The sequence below is a fragment of the Campylobacter upsaliensis genome, from assembly GCF_900637395.1.
Taxonomy (GTDB): Bacteria; Campylobacterota; Campylobacteria; order Campylobacterales; family Campylobacteraceae; genus Campylobacter_D; species Campylobacter_D upsaliensis.
This window is the reverse complement of the sequence record NZ_LR134372.1, coordinates 249898-268143: the sequence shown is the minus strand read 5'-3', so window position 1 is coordinate 268143 and position 18246 is coordinate 249898. Positions and strand designations below refer to the sequence as shown.

The 18246-nt window shown below is 34.6% G+C and carries 19 protein-coding genes; 12 read left to right on the top strand and 7 right to left on the bottom strand.

What is annotated here, in order from left to right; translation table 11 throughout:
- Nucleotides 1-32: 32 nt before the first annotated feature.
- From htpG to EL158_RS01370, 5 genes are all read left to right on the top strand, one after another.
- A complete protein-coding gene (htpG, locus tag EL158_RS01390) occupies nucleotides 33-1874 on the top strand; it encodes a molecular chaperone HtpG (RefSeq protein ID WP_027303854.1) in 1842 nt (613 codons plus the stop codon).
- Complete coding sequence (locus tag EL158_RS01385) at nucleotides 1871-2200, top strand: rhodanese-like domain-containing protein (RefSeq protein WP_027303853.1); 330 nt, start codon at nucleotides 1871-1873, stop codon at nucleotides 2198-2200. The genes htpG and EL158_RS01385 overlap by 4 nt, the downstream gene beginning before the upstream one ends.
- Nucleotides 2197-2631, top strand: coding sequence for a hypothetical protein (locus tag EL158_RS01380; protein ID WP_027303852.1), 435 nt, complete (start codon nucleotides 2197-2199; stop codon nucleotides 2629-2631). Before EL158_RS01385 ends, EL158_RS01380 begins: the two co-directional genes overlap by 4 nt.
- Before the next feature lie 9 nt (nucleotides 2632-2640).
- Nucleotides 2641-4434, top strand: coding sequence for a Na/Pi cotransporter family protein (locus EL158_RS01375; RefSeq protein WP_027303851.1), 1794 nt, complete (start codon nucleotides 2641-2643; stop codon nucleotides 4432-4434).
- Nucleotides 4435-4524: 90 nt separating this feature from the next.
- Nucleotides 4525-5097: a hypothetical protein gene (locus EL158_RS01370; protein WP_027303850.1), complete on the top strand. Its 573-nt coding sequence runs from the start codon at nucleotides 4525-4527 to the stop codon at nucleotides 5095-5097.
- Nucleotides 5098-5149: 52 nt separating this feature from the next.
- Here the strand turns inward: EL158_RS01370 and EL158_RS01365 are convergent, their stop codons facing one another.
- Genes EL158_RS01365 through nth form a run of 4 tightly spaced genes read right to left on the bottom strand, consistent with a single transcriptional unit; the run spans nucleotide 5150 to nucleotide 7261 of the window.
- Nucleotides 5150-5371: an EexN family lipoprotein gene (locus EL158_RS01365; RefSeq protein ID WP_027303849.1), complete on the bottom strand. Its 222-nt coding sequence runs from the start codon at nucleotides 5369-5371 to the stop codon at nucleotides 5150-5152.
- Complete coding sequence (locus EL158_RS01360; RefSeq protein ID WP_027303848.1) at nucleotides 5368-5985, bottom strand: trimeric intracellular cation channel family protein; 618 nt, start codon at nucleotides 5983-5985, stop codon at nucleotides 5368-5370. Before EL158_RS01360 ends, EL158_RS01365 begins: the two co-directional genes overlap by 4 nt.
- Entirely contained in the window at nucleotides 5985-6629 is a 645-nt protein-coding gene (locus tag EL158_RS01355; RefSeq protein ID WP_027303847.1) for a DNA/RNA non-specific endonuclease, read from the bottom strand. Before EL158_RS01355 ends, EL158_RS01360 begins: the two co-directional genes overlap by 1 nt.
- Nucleotides 6626-7261, bottom strand: coding sequence for an endonuclease III (nth, locus tag EL158_RS01350; RefSeq protein WP_027303846.1), 636 nt, complete (start codon nucleotides 7259-7261; stop codon nucleotides 6626-6628). Before nth ends, EL158_RS01355 begins: the two co-directional genes overlap by 4 nt.
- 76 nt (nucleotides 7262-7337) lie before the next feature.
- Between nth and EL158_RS01345 the strand changes: the two genes are divergently transcribed.
- From EL158_RS01345 to EL158_RS01325, 5 genes are all read left to right on the top strand, one after another.
- Entirely contained in the window at nucleotides 7338-8159 is an 822-nt protein-coding gene (locus EL158_RS01345) for a peptidylprolyl isomerase (protein WP_027303845.1), read from the top strand.
- Nucleotides 8159-9223 carry a class II fructose-bisphosphate aldolase gene (fbaA, locus tag EL158_RS01340; RefSeq protein WP_027303844.1) on the top strand — a complete coding sequence of 355 codons (1065 nt, stop codon included), beginning with the start codon at nucleotides 8159-8161 and terminating at the stop codon, nucleotides 9221-9223. The genes EL158_RS01345 and fbaA overlap by 1 nt, the downstream gene beginning before the upstream one ends.
- A gap of 72 nt (nucleotides 9224-9295) precedes the next feature.
- On the top strand, nucleotides 9296-10663 hold the full coding sequence (locus EL158_RS01335) for a MotA/TolQ/ExbB proton channel family protein (protein WP_027303843.1): 1368 nt from the start codon (nucleotides 9296-9298) through the stop codon (nucleotides 10661-10663).
- Entirely contained in the window at nucleotides 10653-11594 is a 942-nt protein-coding gene (locus EL158_RS01330; protein ID WP_027303842.1) for an OmpA family protein, read from the top strand. The genes EL158_RS01335 and EL158_RS01330 overlap by 11 nt, the downstream gene beginning before the upstream one ends.
- Nucleotides 11581-12474, top strand: coding sequence for a 1-aminocyclopropane-1-carboxylate deaminase/D-cysteine desulfhydrase (locus EL158_RS01325; RefSeq protein WP_027303841.1), 894 nt, complete (start codon nucleotides 11581-11583; stop codon nucleotides 12472-12474). The genes EL158_RS01330 and EL158_RS01325 overlap by 14 nt, the downstream gene beginning before the upstream one ends.
- Here EL158_RS01325 and EL158_RS01320 read toward each other — a convergent pair.
- From EL158_RS01320 to dsbD, 3 genes are read right to left on the bottom strand one after another with little or no spacing between them, the layout of a single operon-like run.
- Complete coding sequence (locus tag EL158_RS01320; protein WP_027303840.1) at nucleotides 12437-13777, bottom strand: sodium-dependent transporter; 1341 nt, start codon at nucleotides 13775-13777, stop codon at nucleotides 12437-12439. The genes EL158_RS01325 and EL158_RS01320 overlap by 38 nt on opposite strands.
- A 10-nt stretch (nucleotides 13778-13787) precedes the next feature.
- Nucleotides 13788-14456, bottom strand: a complete 669-nt coding sequence (locus EL158_RS01315) for an MOSC domain-containing protein (protein ID WP_027303839.1) — start codon at nucleotides 14454-14456, stop codon at nucleotides 13788-13790.
- Nucleotides 14456-16114 carry a protein-disulfide reductase DsbD gene (gene dsbD, locus EL158_RS01310; RefSeq protein ID WP_027303838.1) on the bottom strand — a complete coding sequence of 553 codons (1659 nt, stop codon included), beginning with the start codon at nucleotides 16112-16114 and terminating at the stop codon, nucleotides 14456-14458. Before dsbD ends, EL158_RS01315 begins: the two co-directional genes overlap by 1 nt.
- A gap of 82 nt (nucleotides 16115-16196) precedes the next feature.
- On the opposite strand from dsbD, the gene ppk2 reads away from it, so the two are divergent.
- Together ppk2 and EL158_RS01300 are read left to right on the top strand one after the other, a co-directional pair.
- Entirely contained in the window at nucleotides 16197-17081 is an 885-nt protein-coding gene (ppk2, locus tag EL158_RS01305) for a polyphosphate kinase 2 (RefSeq protein ID WP_027303837.1), read from the top strand.
- On the top strand, nucleotides 17056-18246 hold the full coding sequence (locus tag EL158_RS01300; protein WP_027303836.1) for a M20 metallopeptidase family protein: 1191 nt from the start codon (nucleotides 17056-17058) through the stop codon (nucleotides 18244-18246). Before ppk2 ends, EL158_RS01300 begins: the two co-directional genes overlap by 26 nt.

The following is an 18246-nucleotide window of genomic DNA, read 5'->3' as shown; positions in this document are numbered from 1 at the left end:
ACAATGCGACAAATTTTTAAAAAGGATAAAAAATGCAATTTCAAACTGAAGTTAATCAACTTCTACAACTTATGATACACTCTTTATATTCTAATAAGGAGATTTTTTTACGCGAACTTATTTCTAATGCTAGCGATGCCTTAGATAAGCTTAATTTTTTAAGCGTGAGTGATGATGCCTATAAGGGCTTAAAATTCGAACCTAAAATCGAACTTAAACTTGATAAAGACAAAAAAACCCTTACCATAAGCGATAATGGTATAGGTATGAATAAAGACGATTTAATCAACCACCTTGGCACCATAGCAAAAAGCGGCACAAAAAGCTTTTTGGAAAATTTAAGTGGAGACGCGAAAAAGGACTCGCAACTCATAGGGCAGTTTGGCGTGGGCTTTTACTCAGCCTTTATGGTGGCGGATAAAATCGAAGTTTTAAGCAAAAAGGCTTTAGAAAATGAGGCGTATCTATGGAGCTCTGATGCAAATGGCTATGAGATAGAAGAAGCACAAAAAGACACGCAAGGCACAAGCATAACCCTACATCTTAAAGATGAAGAATTTTTAAACGAATTTAAGATAGAGGGCATAGTAGAGAAATATTCTAATCACATACAATTTCCTATCTTTATGGAAAAAGAGGAGTTTGTCTCTCTAAGCGAGGAAGAGCAAAAAGAAAATAAAGAGCCTAAAAAGGAGCTTAAAATCTCACAAATTAATAAGGCAAACGCTCTTTGGACGATGTCAAAATCAAGCCTTAAGGCAGATGATTATGAAAATTTTTACGAACAAAATTTTCACGATACAAATAAGCCTTTACTTTATATCCATACAAAAAGCGAGGGTAAGCTTGAGTATAATTCTTTATTTTTTATCCCACAAAATGCACCCTTTGACCTTTATAGAGTCGATTATCAAAGTGGCTTGAAGCTTTATGTGAAGCGTGTGTTTATCAGCGATGATGATAAGGAGCTTTTGCCGACTTATTTGCGTTTTGTAAGAGGGATTATCGATGTGGAGGATTTACCTTTAAATGTCAGCCGTGAAATTTTACAAGAAAATGTCATTTTAAAGGGCGTTAAAGAAGCAAGTGTTAAAAAAATTCTAGGCGAACTTCAAAAGCTTAAAGAAAAAGATAAAGAAAAATATTTAAGCTTTTTTAGGAATTTTGGCAGAGTTTTAAAAGAGGGGCTTTATGGCTTTAGCACAGAGAAGGAAAGCTTATTAAAATTGATGTATTTTAAAAGCTCTAAAGGGGCGGATTTAAGAAGCTTAGAAGAGTATAAAAACGACCTAGCAGATGAGCAAAAAGAGATTTTTTACATTATAGGAAGTAGCGAAAGCCTCCTAAGAAATTCGCCTTTGCTTGAGGATTATAAGGCTAGAAATATTGAAGTTTTACTACTTGATGATGAGATTGATAGCATTATTATGCCTATGCTTGGTGAATTTGAGGGCTTGAAATTCACAGCGATCAATCAAGTCGAGGATAAAAACGAACTAAGCGAAGAAGAAAAGCAAAATTTCGCCCCTTTTCTTGCAAAATTTAAAGAGCTTTTAAAAGATGAAGTTGAAGATGTGAGACTTACTTCAAGACTTAAAGATAGCCCAAGCTGTATAGTGTATGATAAAAATAAGCCCGATTTTGCTATGCAACAACTTTTAAAACAGATGGGTCAAGAGCAAAATGTCAAGCCCATTTTAGAGCTAAATCCTAAGCATAGCATTTTTGCAAAACTAAAAGAAAATGAAAGTTTTGTCCCAGATATCGCCATTTTAACTCTTAATATGGCAAAATTAAGCGAGGGTATGGGTATAGAAAATGCGAGCGAATTTAATGCAAGTTTAAGCAAAATCATCACTAAGGCTTTATCGTGATAGAGCATATCGCTCCTAAAATTTGGAATAAGAGCTTAAGCTCTTACCAAATTTTTGATGTAAGAACGCCAAGCGAGTGGCGAGAAGAAGGTGTAATTGATGGTGTAAAATGTGTCGCTTTACTTGATGATATGGGGCTTTTAAATGAAAATTTTATAGAAGAATTTAAGGCAAAATATCAAAAAAATGACAAAACCCTAGCCTTTATCTGTCGTAGCGGACACAGAAGCGAAATCGCTGCTTCAATGGTGCTTGATAAGCTTGAAATTCGGGGCGTGAATTTAGAAGGAGGCGTTTTAGCCTACGAAAAAGAGCTTATCAAATGATAGGCTTTTATCTTTTAATCGCAGCTCTAAGTTTTTTAGCACTTTATTTTGCTGTGAAAAAACTCACATTAAATATAGATGAAAATAAGCTTTTAGAGCCGATAAAAGCAGATATTTATCCTCAATTTTGTGATATTATTGATGAGGAGATAAGAGCCTTAAAAGAAGGTGTAGAAAGTGGAGAATTTGAGCTTTTAGAAGACGAGAAAAAAGAAGAATTTTTAGAATCGCTTGGAGATTTAAGCAGGGAACTAACTTTCATACAAACGATGAATTTAAGCAAGAAAAATGACTCCATTTGGCAAAGTGAGCTTTTTAACTTTTTAAAAGAGCTTGAAAATTTAATCTTGCGTTATCTTAAAAATGCAGAAATTTTAAGCGATACTTTAAGAGAGAAACTGATGAATGCATTTGGGAGCTTAAAAGCCTAAGGAGAGCATTTGCAAGAGGAAAATAAACACGACTTCAAATATATCAAACAAATTGCCATTATCATTTTTATCGCTATTTTAGCTTATATGCTTGTGATTTATGATGAGCTTGCTAGTATTTTAGCGGGAGTGGCTATTTTGCTTATAGGTATGATGAATTTAAATGGAGGTTTTAAAGCTTTTAGCGGTGGTTTGCTTGAAAAAATTCTAGCAAAAAGCACCGATACGACACCAAAAAGCATTATTTTTGGCACGATTAGCACTGTGATTATGCAGTCTTCTTCGCTTGTTTCTATCATTAGCATTTCTTTTCTTTCGGCTGGTCTTATCTCACTTCTTCAAGGCATAGGCATTATGTTTGGTGCAAATTTAGGCAATAGTGCTGGCTCTTGGCTTATCGTTGGGATTACAAGCATTAAAATTTCAAGCTTTGCTATACCTATGCTTATTATTGGGGTTTTGCTTTTTTTTCAAAATGATGCGATTTTTAAAGGAGTGGGGCAAATTCTCATTGGCATAGGCTTTTTCTTTTTGGGAGTAGATTATATTAAAAATGGCTTTGAAGAAGTTAAGGAAATTTTCAATCTAGAGCGTTTTAATGTCGAGGGCTTTAAGGGAGTGCTTATATTTACGGCACTTGGGGCTATTTTAACAGGCGTGATACAATCCTCCCACGCCACTTTAGCCATCATCATCTCAGCCCTACTTTCTCATCAAATTTCTTACGAAAATGCTTTGGCGGCGACTTTAGGAACTAGTGTTGGAGGTGTGGTAACGGCTCTACTTGCTTCACTTAGCACAAATATCGAAGGGAAAAAACTTGCCCTTGCAAATTGTATTTTTAATTTTGGCATTGCGGTAATTGTTTTGGCTGTTTTTCCTTATTTTGTAATGATGGTTGATTTTATCGCTCAATTTGTCGGCATAGCTAAGGATAATTTTGCCCTTAAAACTGCCGTTTTTCACACGCTTTTTAATCTCATCGCCGTTATTTTATTTGGTCTTTTAATTAAACACATTGTCAAATTTTTAGACCGCTTCATCAAGGCTGCAAAAGATAAAAATAAAGACAAAGCCCTTTATTTAGACCCTAATCTTACGCATTATCCAGACACAGCCATTGAAGCTTTAAGAAAAGAAAGCGAACATCTTTATAATAATACTTATGCTATTATCGCTCACACTATAGGCTTTAACCGCAGAGATATACGCTCAAATTTAAGCTTTAGCGAAATTATCAAAACAAAAAAATGGTTTAGGCAAAATGTCGATTTAGACTATTTATACCAAACAAGAATTAAAGTGCTTTTTGAAGCCATTATGGAATTTTCCGCAAAAGCACAGCTTCACATCAAAGACGAAGCAAAAAATGAACGCATTTTCGCCTTTAAAATCGCCGCTAAAAACTTAACAGAAGCGACTAAAAATCTCAAAATCATACAGACTAATATCAAAAAAAACTCCAATTCTCAAAACGAAAATCTAGCAAATGAATACAACACTATAAGAATAAATTTAGGAGAGCTTTTAAGAAGTGTGGAGGAACTTCGTTTAGTCGAAGATGAAAAGGCTTATCTTATCATTAAAAATTTCACAAAAGCAAAAGAAATGTTAAAAGAAATTGATAATGAAACCCTGAAAAAAATAGAAAATCTTCTCTCACAAGGCAAAATCACCACAACAGAGGGCATTTCTATCCTTAATGATACAGCCTTTATCGCTAAAATAGCCGAAGAAATCATCGAAGCGGTTGAAATCATCTTCTCTAAAGATGAAATTAAAAAGAAGGAAAAAGATAGATAATGAAAATATTTTAGTTTTTAATAATTTTTTTTAGTTAATTTTTTTTATGTATAATCACATTTCAAATTTTATTTTAAGAAAGGATTAATGATGAAGAAAGTAATTTTAAGCTCCATAGCTTTTTGTTTATTGACTTCTGGGTTAAATGCGTTTTCTTTCAAGCAAGATAGCTTAAAAATAGCGTTTGAAGGATTTAAAACTGCCGATATGGTAGGTGTTAGTGGAGAATTTAAAGAGGTTAAGTATTCACTAGGAAAGGATACAAAAGATATTAGCTCTTATTTAAAAAATGCCAAAGCTACTATCAATCCTAAATCAGCCTTTATGGGAGAGGATGCTGAACCTATCACAAATAATATTGTCAATGTTTTCTTCCCAAGCTTGCTTGGTCAAGGAGACATCAAGGTTGTTTTTCAAAATCTTGTAGAGGGCGATAATAAAGGGATTATCAGTGCTAAGGTTACTTTAGACAAAAAAAGCACGGTTATGCCATTAAGCTATACGATAAAAGATGGTAAATTCGAAGCTAAGGGGCAACTTGATTTACACAGCTTTAAAAATGGTGCTAAAGCCTTAAAAGACTTAAGCGACGCTGCTCCAGGACACGGCACTATTTCTTGGCCTTTGGTTAATGTTAGTTTTAGTGCAGATTTAGCAGATTAAACCGCTTAAACTGATTTAAAATGCTGAAAAATTTGATATAAAATGAAATTTTTCAGCCCTTTATACCGCTTTTTTTGTTAGCATTTCCTTTTTTACTTTTTGGAAAACCGACCTTATGGGCATTAACGCAATCTTGACTGATGATAGATTTTTCGCGACATTCCAAAGACCTTTCTCTAGCAATTTGTGGATTTTGCTCGTAAAATTCGAGCGATCTAGTCTGCTCACAAGCTACAAAAAACAAAGAAGTTGTTAATAAGAAAAAATTTTTCATTTCTCTTCCTTATAAGAAAAAATCGGCAAAGACCATTGATATTTAATCGCTAAAAGTCTCGCTCCCACACCCACAATAAGCGTTATAATAGTGCAAACAAACACATCAAGTTGCACCCAAACCACTAAGACATAATAAAGCGCACCAGAAATAATAGCAATACCAGCATAAATTTCTTTTTGAAAAACTAAAGGGATTCGCATACACAAAATATCTCTTAAAATTCCACCAAAAACACCTGTGATTACAGCAGCCGAAATGGCGATGATTAGACCATATTCTTCATTAATAGCAATTTGTGCTCCAAGTATGCTAAAAACGACAAGTCCTATTGCATCAAGAGTGAGAAAAAGGCTCTCAAGTCTTGTAACAAGGCGAGGAATTCTAGTGGCAATAAGCGCACAAAAACATATTAAAATAATATATTCAGGATGCTTAACCCAAGTAAGAGGATAATGCCCCAAAAGCACATCTCTAATACTCCCACCCCCAATCGCCGTTACCAAAGCGATGAAAATCACTCCAAAAAGATCCATCTTATGCCGTCCAGCGGCTAAAGCCCCTGTCATACCCTCAGCAGAAATTCCTATAATATAAAGCGTTGTTAAAAGCATTAAAAATTCTCACAAGAAATTTGATAAGTGTTAATATTTTCATCTAAAACATTAATATTAGGCACTTTATAGCACTCTTTAAAATCTTTTGCTTTAAAAATTTTAATGTAAAAACTAGGCACGGCAATATGGTTTTTAATGCGTTTAGGATTTACATCATAAAGCATAAGGTTTAAGACGGCTATTTTTTGAAATTTGTGCGCTAGCTCTCTTTCTCTTTTTTCTATATCGTTCCAAATTTTATTGTTAATTTGAAAATTTTGTGGCGTAATATTACTCATCAAAAATACAGCCTTTTGTGAAGCCAAAGAATAGCTAAAAGACGCATTAGGTGCGATATGTCCTCTACTATAAGAGCTATTTTTATAGTCTTCCCAGCGAGTTCTATATTTTTTCGCTAAAGCAAAATCTTCTTCAAATCTTGGTCTTTTTTTAAGTTGCTTTAAGACTAAATTTTCCGCTTTAACTTCATAAGCTAGAGCTTTTGAGCCTTTTAAATGATAATCATAGCAATTAATATAATAAATTTTATCCATCACAATAGAGCAATTTAAGCCGTTAAAATAGCCTTTAAATTCCTCATCTAGCTCATATTTTGCAAAAAGAGAAAGACTAAAAATAGCAAGTAAAATTAGAATTTTCACACTTTCTCCTTTAATTTTTTATCCTTACTTTTGCAAAAATCATACAAAAAACATTGATGACATAAAGGATTTTTCGCCTTGCAAGTATAGCGACCAAATAGCACCATAGCTTGATGAAGATAATTTAATTCATCTTTAAAAATGCGTGTTAAATCCTCCTCTGTGGCTTCTGGAGTTTTTGCCTTACTTAAGCCCAAACGATGAGAAACACGAAAAACATGCGTATCCACCGCCATAAAATTTGCTCCACACCACTCTATCAAAACCACATGAGCAGTTTTTTGCCCTACACCCGCTAAACTCTTTAAATCTTTTTCATTTAAAGGAATTTCGCCATTAAAATGCTCACAAACAGCTTGTGCCATTTTGATGAGATTTTGTGCCTTATTATTAAAAAACGAACAGCTTTGGATATAGCCTTTCACACTAGCCAAATTTGCTTTAGCTAGGCTTTTAACATCAGGATAAGCCTTAAAAAGTGCGGGAGTGATAAGATTAACCCTTTTGTCGGTGCATTGAGCTGAAAGCATTACGCAAACTAAAAGCTCGTAAAGGGTAGAAAATTTGAGTTCTGTAACAGGCTTATCAAATTTTTTTAAAAAAAGTTCTTTTATTGCTAAATTTCTTTTCATTTTTTTATTGTAGTTAATTAGTTTTAACCAAGTTTATATATAATCACTTACAAACAATTTTCAAAAAGGATACATTATGAAAAAATTTTCTTTAATTGCAGCTAGTTTAATCGCTAGCGTAAGTTTAAGCTTAAATGCTGCCACAGTAGCAACCGTAGATGGTGAAAAAATCAGCGACACAGAAGTAAATGAATTTTACGCTCCAATGCTTAGAGGGCAAGATTTCAAAAAATTACCTGAAGAACAACAAAAAGCTTTAATTCAACAATATGTTATGCAGGATTTAATTTTAAAGGACGCAAAAAAACAAAATTTAGAAAAAGACCCTATGTATATCAAAGGACTTGAGCGTGCAAAAGATGAGCTTTTACTCAATGTTTATCAAAATAAAATGATACAAGATATTAAAGTTGATGCTGCTAAGGTTAAAGAAGCTTATGAAAAAAACAAAGAGCAATTTGTAAAACCAGCAAGAGTCAAGGCTAAACACATTTTAGTAACAAGCGAACAAGAAGCTAAAAACATCATCAATGAGCTTAAAAATCTAAAGGCTAAAGACTTAGAAAATAAATTTGCACAAATTGCAAGAGAAAAGTCAATCGATACAGGCTCAGCTGCTAATGGCGGCGACTTGGGTTGGTTTGATGAATCGACTATGGTAAAACCTTTCACTGATGCAACTTTTTCTCTTAAAAATGGTGAAATCACAAAAACTCCGGTAAAAACGAATTTCGGTTATCACATTATCTTAAAGCAAGATTCAAGAGCGAAAGAACAAGTCGCCTTTAAAGATGCCAAAATGGGCATTGAAAACAGACTTAAATTTGAAGAATTTCAAAAAAGAATAGCCCTTAAAGGACAAGAACTTTATAAAAACGCTAAAGTGGAAATTAAGTAATGGGACTTTTAAATATCGTTGAGGCAGGAGTTATAAGCGGAGATAAGCTTAATCTCGTTTATGACTATGCTAAGAGTGAAAATTTTGCTATTCCTGCGGTTAATGTCGTGGGAAGTAGCTCTATAAATGCCGTTTTAGAAGCGGCTAGAAGGGTCAATTCTCCCGTTATTATACAATTTTCTAACGGAGGGGCTCAATTTCTCGCAGGGAAAAACTGCCCAAATGGCGATGTTTTGGGAGCTATAAGTGGAGCTAGACATGTGCATTTAATGGCTAAGGCTTATGGTGTGCCCGTAATCTTACATACTGATCACGCCGCTAGAAAGCTCCTTCCTTGGATTGATGCTTTAATCGCCGAAAACACACGCTTTAAAGCACATCATAATCAAGCCTTATTTAGCTCGCATATGCTTGATTTAAGCGAAGAAGACTTGGAGGATAATCTCAGCACTTGTGAGGATTATCTTAAAAAGCTTAGTGTGCTTGGAATTTCTTTAGAAATCGAACTTGGTTGCACAGGTGGTGAAGAAGATGGGGTCGATAATACAAGCATTGATAATGCCAAGCTTTACACTCAACCTGAAGATGTAGCTTTAGCTTATGAAAGATTAATGAAAATTAGCCCAAATTTCTCTATCGCGGCAAGTTTTGGTAATGTGCACGGAGTTTATAAGCCCGGCAATGTAAGCCTTGAGCCTGAAATTTTGAAAAATTCGCAACTTTTTATCAAAGAAAAATTTAAACTAAATAACGATAAGCCTGTGCATTTTGTCTTTCACGGAGGAAGTGGAAGTGAGCTAAAGGACATAAGGGAGGCGATTAGTTATGGTGTGATTAAGATGAATATCGACACCGATACACAGTGGGCTTTTTGGGACGGAGTAAGGGCTTATGAAGCAAAACATAAAACATTTTTACAAGGGCAAATCGGCAATCCAGAAGGCGATGACAAGCCTAATAAGAAATACTACGATCCACGCGCTTGGCTTAGAGCTGGAGAGGAAAGTATGGTAAAAAGACTTGAAGATGCTTTTGAACATTTAAATTGCATTAATAAAAATTGAAAACCAGCCTTAAGGTTGGTTTTATTTTGAAGATGAAGTCTTTAAAATAAAACTTATCGATAAGGTCTTTTTATGGAGTTAAAAGCACAAGAATTTTCTGAGTTAATTTTGCCTGAAAGTAAGGAAAAAAGAGGCTCTTTAGTTTATCTTAAAATTATTTTTATCCCTACTTTACTTTATGCTTTTGTAGTGCTTGGTTACCTCAAACAAATCAATTTTCAAGTGGAAATCCATACCCTCGTAATGACAGGAATTATTTATCTTAGTGCTTTAATTTTTGCTAGGCATAGTGCTGAATACGCCTATAACATCTTCGAACAACAAAAAGATGAATTTAAACAGGCTTTAAAGCGTTACATTATGAAACATTTTTTAACCATAGGAAAAGATACAAAGTCAAATGCTAATTTTGATGATTTTGCTAATGCCTACATTAAAGGGACGCGCAATGAGAATTTCGCCGCAGTGGGTGCGACTATCTTTCCTATGATGGGAATTTTAGGCACTTTCATTAGTATAGCTCTTTCTATGCCAAATTTTTCTTCCTCAAATACAGAGGCTCTAGAGCAAGAAATAGCCCTACTTTTAAGTGGAGTTGGCACGGCTTTTTATGTGTCGATTTATGGAATTTTTCTTGCTTTGTGGTGGATTTTCTTTGAAAAAATTGGCTCAAGCAAAATTCAAAGACTCTTAAATCGTCAAAAAAATTCAACCGAGGGCTTTTTTTGGACAAAAGAAGAGCTTGATTTAAAATATTTAAGCGAGAGTTTGCAGCATTTTGATAAGATAGGAACTATCTTTAAGCAAGTAAGCAGCGATGACTTTTTTAGCGAACTTGACCACACTATAGAGCGTAAATTTGGCATTTTTCAAGATATGTTAAATATCGAAGAAAAGGCGATTAGACTTAGTAGTGAGCATATCAAACAAAGTATGAGTGAGCTTTCTAAAATGCAAAGAGACCAAAGAGATTTAGGAAAACTTTATAGCGAAATGCTAAATGGAGTCAGTTTGCTTAATCAAAACTTAAAAGAAGTTAGCACTAGAATGAGTGAGCAATACAATAGACTTCTTAACATAAGCACAGAAAAAATCACCCATTTAGATAAAACCTTAGAAAATTTTGACGATAAAATCGAACGCTTTTCTAAAAATTTCGAACTTTATGAAAAAGCAATGCTAGAAAATCAAGAAAAAGTCTTTAACGGCTTTAAAACAAGTCTTTTTGAGGGTATGGAGAAATTTAAAGAAATTTATGAAGAAGAAAAAAATATCGATGAAAAAATCGAATTAATGGACGAATTTAAAAAAGAATTAAACGCCTTAGATAATGAAACAAAAGAAGTGATTGCCAAACTAGAAGGTAAAGAAAATGAGAATTTAAAAGCAACTCAAGATGAAGAAAATAAAGAAGACTTAAAAAAAGATGATGAAAAATAATAAAGAAGAAGGGAATTTTTGGATCGCTTATGCGGATTTAATGGCGGGACTGCTTTTTATTTTCATACTTTTAATCGGTGCTATCGTGGTTAAATATGTCTTAACACAAAGCGATTTAAAAATAATCAAAGAAAACTTAAACACCCAAGAAGCAAATTTAGAGCTTAGCAAACAAGCTTTAAAAGATAAAGAAAGCATAGTGTTTCAACTCAGCAAAGAATTAAATGCCACCGCAAATACACTCAATCTTATTCACACTCAAAAAACAGAACTTGAAAATAATATTAGCACTTTAAGTAAGGATTTAAAAAATAATATTGATGAAAAAGACAGGCAAATTCTCATTTTACTTAATCAAATCGAACTTAAAGAAAAAGAGCTAAAAGCTATCCAGCAAGATTTCAAAGAGGCTAAAGAAAGGGTAGAAAATTTAAGCTTTATCAGGGAGAATTTAAGCAAAGAATTACAAAAAAAGCTTGATGAAAATATCAGCATAGACCAAAAAACAGGGGCGATTTCTTTACCGGCAGAAGTGCTTTTTGACAAAGATTCTTTCATTTTAAAAGAGGAAGCTAAGACTAGCCTTAAGAAAATTTTAAGTGGTTACTTGACGGGTATTTTAAATGATGAAAATATCAGCAAAAATATCGAAAATATCATCATCGAAGGACACACAGACAGCGATGGTTCTTATATTTACAATCTTGATTTATCGCAAAAAAGAGCTTATGAAGTGATGAGTTTTATTTATAGTTTTTACAAAGACGAAAGACTACAAAAGCTTTTAATGGCAAGTGGGAGGAGCTTTTCTGTGCCTATTTTAAAAAATGGCGTGGAGGATAAGGACTTAAGTCGTAGGATTGAAATTAAATTTAGCCTTAAAAATGACACAGCCCTAAAGGAGCTTGAAAATTTCTTTGAATTTCGCTAGTGTGCTTGAAAAAAGGCGTTTTAAAGACTTAGAATTTTATCTTAAACGCGATGATTTATTAGGTGAGCTTAATGGTAATAAGGCGAGAAAACTTCGCTTTTATCTTCAGCAAAATTATCCCAAAAATCAACGCTTTGTAAGTTACGGAGGCTCACAAAGTAACGCCCTAGCCGCCCTTAGCATTTTTGCAAAAAATTATAAACTCATCTTTGTATGTGAAAAAATTTCAAGCTTTTTAAAGCAAAATCCTTGCGGAAACTATGCCTTTGCCCTACAAAATCAAGCAGAAATTTTAGAAAATTTATCCTTTCCAAGCCATAGAGAAATGGCACTTAGCCTCTGTAAAGAGGGAGATATTTTTATCGAGGAAGGCATAACAAATCAAAATGCCGAGTTTGGTTATAAAGAACTTGCCAAAGAATTAAAAGAGCATAGCAAAGAGCAAGGCGTGAAATTTGATATTTTTTTACCCTCAGGCACAGGCACATCTGCTGCTTTTCTAGCCAAACATAGCGAATTTAGGGTTTTTACCTGTGCTTGTGTGGGAGGAAGTGCTTATTTAAAGAAGCAAATTTTAAGATTAGAACCGCTTTATGACTTTTCTAATCTTTTCATTTTAGAGCCGCCTAAAAAATACCATTTTGCCAAGCCTTACGCGGAATTTTACGCCCTGTATCACGCCTTAAAGCAAGAATGTGGCGTAGAATTTGACCTACTTTATGATATGCTAGGCTTTAGCACCTTAATCCACCATAAAAATAAGCTCAAAAACCCCCTTTATATCCATCAAGGTGGGCTTTTAGGAAATGAAACTATGCTACAAAGATATGAATTTAAGGGCTTTAATTTACCATACCAAAATAAAAAATCACCAAAATAATCAAAGGCACAATAAATTTCACATAATAAAACCACACGCTAAGCCAAGCACTTTTTAGCTCACCTTCATTTGAAAGTTCTCTTAAGCACAGCTCTTTTTTCAACACCCAGCCTACATAAATGCAACACAAAAACGCCGTCAAAACAAAAAGCACATTGCCGCTAATAAAATCAAAGGTGTCAAAAATATTTTTACCCCTTATCAAAACAACATCGCTTAAAGGTCCATAAGTTAAAATACAAGGCAAATTTCCCAAAATAAAAATCACGCCTAAAGTAAGATTAATGGCGGTTTTTTTCTTAAGTTTAAATTTCTCCTCTAAAACGCTAATAATCACTTGATAAATAGGCAAACTAGTCGTTAGTGCTGCAATGAGTAAAAGAAAGAAAAATAAAGCACAAATCAAGGTCCCAAAATGAATATAAGAAAAGGCTATGGGTAGGGTTTCAAAGACTAAAGAAGGACCTTTATCTGGTGCTAAATTTGCTGAAAAAAGTGCTGGGAAAATCATAAAACCCGCCAAAACCGCAATCAGCGTATTTAAAATCCCTGTATAAATCGCCGTTTTTATCATATTTTCTTTTTTACTAAGGTGAGAAGAAAGCGTTATCATCACGCCAAAGCCCAAAGAAAGAGCGAAAAATACCTGTCCTAAAACATCGATGAAAAGTTTAGGGCTAAGTTTTGAAAAATCAGGCAAAAGATAGAATTTAACCCCCTCCATAGCACCATCTAAGCTCAAATTCCTCCCCACAACCAAAATAAGACAAATCAAAAGCATAGGCATTAAAAATTTCACAGCTTTTTCAATCCCATCGATAATCCCACGCCTTAAAATTACCCAATTTATCACGACGAAAATGGTTGTAAAAATCCCTACGCCAAGAGGATTAAAGGCAATATTTTGTGTGTAAAATTCGTGCGTATATTCTTTACTCACGGCACTTGAAAGATTAAAATCCCCAAAGAGTAAAGAAAAAATATATACCAAAACAAAGCCCCCAAGCACCATATAATAAGCCATAATCCCAAAACTTCCCAAAAGCCCCATATAGCCCACGCTCTGCCATTTTCCCTTAAAGGCATCGACACTATTTTTCATCGCCTTTCTGCCGATGATATTTTCGACCAAAATTACAGGAATTCCTATAAAAATCATAGCAAGGCAAAAGGCTAAAACATAGGCTCCACCGCCATTTTCTCCTACTAAATAAGGAAAACGCCAAGTCGCTCCAAAGCCTATGGTCGCACCAGCTACGGTTAAGATGTAAGTGAGGGTATTACTCCAAGTTTGTCTTTGCATGGCTTATCCTTTATAAATTGTGCATATAGCTTGTATCATATTGATTTTTAAGCCTTAGGGCAATGCTTTTTTGCCACTCTTTGCTTAAAATGTCCTTTACTTGTTCGATTTTTTCTTTCAAATTTGGATTTTGCTTTAAAAAGGTTTTTGGCTCATAAAAAAGCCTGTTTAACTCCATAATGCTAAGTTTTGCAGGGTGTTTTTGTGTGATTTCAAGTGAGGTATTGACAGAGCATTTTCCCTCCTTTAAAACCCTATAATACCACCCACTAAGCCCACTTTCAAAAATTTTCGCACAAAAATCATTTTTTTGATGCACTTTTGAAATTTTCACGCAAGGTGAGCGTGGCTCACTCACTTGTAAAACAACCTCTCCTAAGCGGTGGATATCTCCCACGCAAACGCTTTTTTCATCAAGTCCGCTTAAGCTTAAATTCTCCCCCATCGCCCCATATCTTAGCTTTTTACCCAAAAATTCCTCCCAAAGCTTATAATTACTTGTCGCATTCGCAAAAATAGCCTTAAACACGCCTCCGTGATTTTTTGTATCGGCAATTTCATTTTCACTCAAGCCTAAAGTGCTTATAAAGGCATTTTGCAAATAAATATCCTTGATAAAAGCGCTTTTAAATTTTTCATAATCTTTAATTTTCCCCACTTGCAAACTAACTAGCCTCATTACAAACCCCTTTTTAAAAGCTCATCGCTTGTAATGTAACCTGTAATTTTATCTCGCCTTTCACCTTTATCAAAAAAGATAAGAACGGGTGGGGCGAAGACATTAAATTCTTTCATTATTTCAAGTTGTAAGGGGCTATTTTCACTCACATCAATCTTAATTTTTTCATAATTTGCAAATTTAGCGATGATTCTTTCATCGCTAAAAACCTTTGCATCTAAAATTTTACAATATTCACACCAAGAAGCGGTAAAATAAAGCAAAACTTTTTCTTCCTTTTCGATTATTTCTTTGATTTGTGTTAAATTTTGTAATGTTTTAAAGCTTAATGTTTGCCTTTCTACTTCTTTTTGATTAAAATTTAAAGAGGAATTGATACTAAAAATACCCTGAAGAAAAAGCATTAAGCTATAAGCTAATATTAAGATTAAAAAGGCTTTTTTCACTTTTTGTATCCCATTACAAGCTCTTTCAAAAAGTCCCATAAAAACGACAAAAAATACACCCAAAATTCCATAAGCTAGCATAATTAAATTTGAGGGAATAATGCGTGAAAGTATCCAAAGTGCCATAACTAACATTACAAAACCAAAGAAAATTTGAATTCTTTGCATCCAAAAGCCGGGCTTTAAAAAGCCAAATCCAAGCCCCACAAAAAGCAAAGGCACACCCATACCAAAACTAAGCGTAAAAAGAGCCAAACCCCCAAGTAAAAATGAACCAGAATCCGCAAGATAAAGCAAAGCCCCCGCCAAAGGTGCTGCCACACAAGGACCTACGATAAGGGCAGATAAAAAGCCCATTAAGGCTATGCCTAAAACGCCTTTTGTTTTGCTTGTTTTGTGTTGGATTAAGCTCTGTAAGCTTTTAGGTAATTCAAAATTAAAACCACTAAAACACACAAAAGCAAAGAAAACAAAAAGTAAAGAAAAACCTACTAAAAGCCAAGTTTGCTGTAAAAGTGCTTGAATACTAGCACCCAAAAAACTAGCCAAAATTCCCGCCAAAGCATAGGCTAAAGACATAAAAAACACATAGATTAAAGAAAGTAAAAAGCCTTGTTTTTTAGAGGGTTTCGTGCCACCTTTTGCTATGATGAGCGAAGATAAAATAGGAATCATCGGTAAGGTGCAAGGCGTAAGAGAAAGTAAAAGTCCGTAACCAAAAAAACTAAGCAAGATGAGTGCTAAATTTTCATTTTTCAAAGAAAAGGCAATTTGCTCTTCTTCACTTTGCATTGTTTCATAAGGGCTAGTTTTATAAATTTGACCCTCTTTAAAAATTCTAAATTCACGCTTTTGCGGAGCATAACAAAAGCCATCATTTGAACAGCCTTGATACCAAATGCTTAGTTTAGAATCGTTTTCAACATAATCATCTAACATTAAATTTGAAAGTGCTAATTCAAGCAAATGAAAATAAACCTTTTGCTCTTGCTTAATTTCGCCTTGCGGGTAGTTTATTAAAGCTGTGAGGTCCTTATCATTTAGCTTGATTTTAAGCTGATTGTGATATAAAAAATGATCCTTTGCTATATTAAATTTCAAAATTAAAGCCTGTTCATTTGCCAAAATATCAAGCTTAAAGGCATCTTTAGCGCTTAAAACATTAGCAAAAGAGCATTGCAAAAAAAGCAAGACTAAAAAAAGCAGTCGCATTTTTACCTTTTAAAAGTAATTTTAAGCTTAATTCTAAGTTATTATGGTAAATTTAAACTAAATACTCGTTAAAGGAAAGCAAATGTCAAAAGAGCATAATGAAGAGGAATATGTCGAAGTTAAGGTCAAAAAAAGCACCTTAAAATACGAAAAAGATTTAGAAAGTTTGCAAATTGAACTTTTAAAATTTCAAAACCATGTTAAAGCACAGGGTTTAAAAATCCTTATTATCTTAGAGGGTCGCGATGGTGCTGGTAAGGGCGGGAGCATTAAGAGATTAACCGAGCATTTAAATCCTAGAGGTTGTCGCGTTGTCGCATTATCAAAACCCAACGCAATCGAGCAAACACAGTGGTATTTTCAACGCTATGTTAATCATCTCCCATCAGCTGGTGAAATCGTGATTTTTGACCGCTCTTGGTATAATAGGGCGGGTGTGGAGTATGTAATGGGCTTTTGCACCCCAGAACAGCACGAGCAATTTTTAAGAGAGGTGCCTCTTTTTGAGCATATGATCCACAAAAGTGGGGTGATGTTTTTTAAAATTTATCTTTCTGTATCCAAAAAACAGCAGCAAAAACGCTTTAAAGAACGCCTTAAAAATCCTCTTAAACAATACAAGCTCTCTCCAGTTGATCAAAAATCGCAAGAATTATGGGGCAAATACACCATAGCAAAATATTCTATGCTTTTAGCTTCTAATACGGAGGCTTGTCCTTGGACCATTATTGACTCAAACGATAAGAAAAAAGCAAGGCTTAATCTCATACGATTCATACTCTCAAAAGTCGAGTATCCGGGTAAAAAAGAGGGCAAATTTTCTAAAATTGACAAAGATTTAGTTAGAAGTGGGGAGGCTGAAATCTTTAAAATGGAAGCTGAAGCAGGACAAAATAAAGACATAGAAAATGCCGAAAATGGTAACTATGAGGAGGAGTTTAATGCAGCAAATTCTAGCCAAGATTAAAACCCTCACGCAAAAATATTACCCAGAGATAGTTGAGCTTAGACACGCTATACATATGCATCCTGAGCTTGAGTTTGAAGAGGAAAATACAGCAAATTTGCTATGTGCTATGCTAGATAAATATGGCATAAAATATCAAAGAAATATCGCAAAAACGGGTATTTTAGCACAAATTCAAGGCGAAAAAGAAGGCAAATGTGTGCTTTTAAGAGCCGATATGGACGCCTTGCCCGTGCAAGAAGAGACAAATTTACCCTATGCTTCAAAGATAGCAGGTAAAATGCACGCTTGTGGGCACGATGGACATAGTGCAGGACTTATGGGGGCTTTGCTTATTTTAAATGAGTTAAAAAGTGAATTTAGTGGGACAATTAAATTTATGTTTCAACCTGCTGAAGAAGGAAGCGGTGGAGCAAAGCCTATGATAGAAGCAGGAATTTTAGAAAATCCTAAGGTTGATGCCGTCTTTGGCTGTCATTTATGGGGAGCTTTACTTGAAAATACCGCACAAATTGTAAGTGGAGAAATGATGGCTGGAGTTGATGTCTTTGAGCTTGAATTTATCGGTCGTGGCGGACACGGCGCACACCCGCACACCACAATAGATCCTATCGTTATGGCGGCGAAATTTATCAGCGATATTCAATGTGCGATTTCAAGACGCTTAAAGCCTGTCGACGCTGGAGTGATAACCATAGGAAGTATCCACGCAGGAACGGCTTTTAATATTATTCCTGAAAATGCTATTTTAACAGGCACGGTGCGTTTTTTAAGTGAAGAAAATCAAGCTCTTTTGCAAAATGCCATTGAAAATACAGCTAAGGCTGTGGCTTTAGAATTTGGCGGAGAATTTAAGCTTCAATACAAAAGAGAATATCCGCCCCTTATCAATGATGAAAAAATGGCTCTCATAGCAAGAAAAGCCTTTGCGAAAGTTTTAGAAGAGGATAACATCATCACGCAAGCCAAGCCTGATATGGGTGCGGAGGACTTTGCCTTTTTAACGCAGGCAAGGCAGGGTGCTTATGTTTTTGTTGGGATTTCTAAAGATTTAAAAAATCCTGCCTTGCACCATAGCAGCACCTTTTGCTGGGACGATGAGAATTTAAAAATCTTAATGCAAGGCGATGCTTTAATGGCTTTGGAATTTTTAAATCAAGCTTAA

Excerpts from the sequence above, each read along its gene's own strand:
- htpG (WP_027303854.1), top strand. The coding sequence starts at position 33 with ATGCAATTTCAAACTGAAGTTAATCAACTTCTACAACTTATGATACAC.
- EL158_RS01380 (WP_027303852.1), top strand. The coding sequence starts at position 2,197 with ATGATAGGCTTTTATCTTTTAATCGCAGCTCTAAGTTTTTTAGCACTT.
- EL158_RS01370 (WP_027303850.1), top strand. The coding sequence starts at position 4,525 with ATGAAGAAAGTAATTTTAAGCTCCATAGCTTTTTGTTTATTGACTTCT.
- EL158_RS01365 (WP_027303849.1), bottom strand. The coding sequence starts at position 5,371 with ATGAAAAATTTTTTCTTATTAACAACTTCTTTGTTTTTTGTAGCTTGT.
- EL158_RS01360 (WP_027303848.1), bottom strand. The coding sequence starts at position 5,985 with ATGCTTTTAACAACGCTTTATATTATAGGAATTTCTGCTGAGGGTATG.
- nth (WP_027303846.1), bottom strand. The coding sequence starts at position 7,261 with ATGAAAAGAAATTTAGCAATAAAAGAACTTTTTTTAAAAAAATTTGAT.
- EL158_RS01345 (WP_027303845.1), top strand. The coding sequence starts at position 7,338 with ATGAAAAAATTTTCTTTAATTGCAGCTAGTTTAATCGCTAGCGTAAGT.
- fbaA (WP_027303844.1), top strand. The coding sequence starts at position 8,159 with ATGGGACTTTTAAATATCGTTGAGGCAGGAGTTATAAGCGGAGATAAG.
- EL158_RS01335 (WP_027303843.1), top strand. The coding sequence starts at position 9,296 with ATGGAGTTAAAAGCACAAGAATTTTCTGAGTTAATTTTGCCTGAAAGT.
- EL158_RS01330 (WP_027303842.1), top strand. The coding sequence starts at position 10,653 with ATGAAAAATAATAAAGAAGAAGGGAATTTTTGGATCGCTTATGCGGAT.
- EL158_RS01320 (WP_027303840.1), bottom strand. The coding sequence starts at position 13,777 with ATGCAAAGACAAACTTGGAGTAATACCCTCACTTACATCTTAACCGTA.
- EL158_RS01315 (WP_027303839.1), bottom strand. The coding sequence starts at position 14,456 with ATGAGGCTAGTTAGTTTGCAAGTGGGGAAAATTAAAGATTATGAAAAA.
- dsbD (WP_027303838.1), bottom strand. The coding sequence starts at position 16,114 with ATGCGACTGCTTTTTTTAGTCTTGCTTTTTTTGCAATGCTCTTTTGCT.
- ppk2 (WP_027303837.1), top strand. The coding sequence starts at position 16,197 with ATGTCAAAAGAGCATAATGAAGAGGAATATGTCGAAGTTAAGGTCAAA.
- EL158_RS01300 (WP_027303836.1), top strand. The coding sequence starts at position 17,056 with ATGCAGCAAATTCTAGCCAAGATTAAAACCCTCACGCAAAAATATTAC.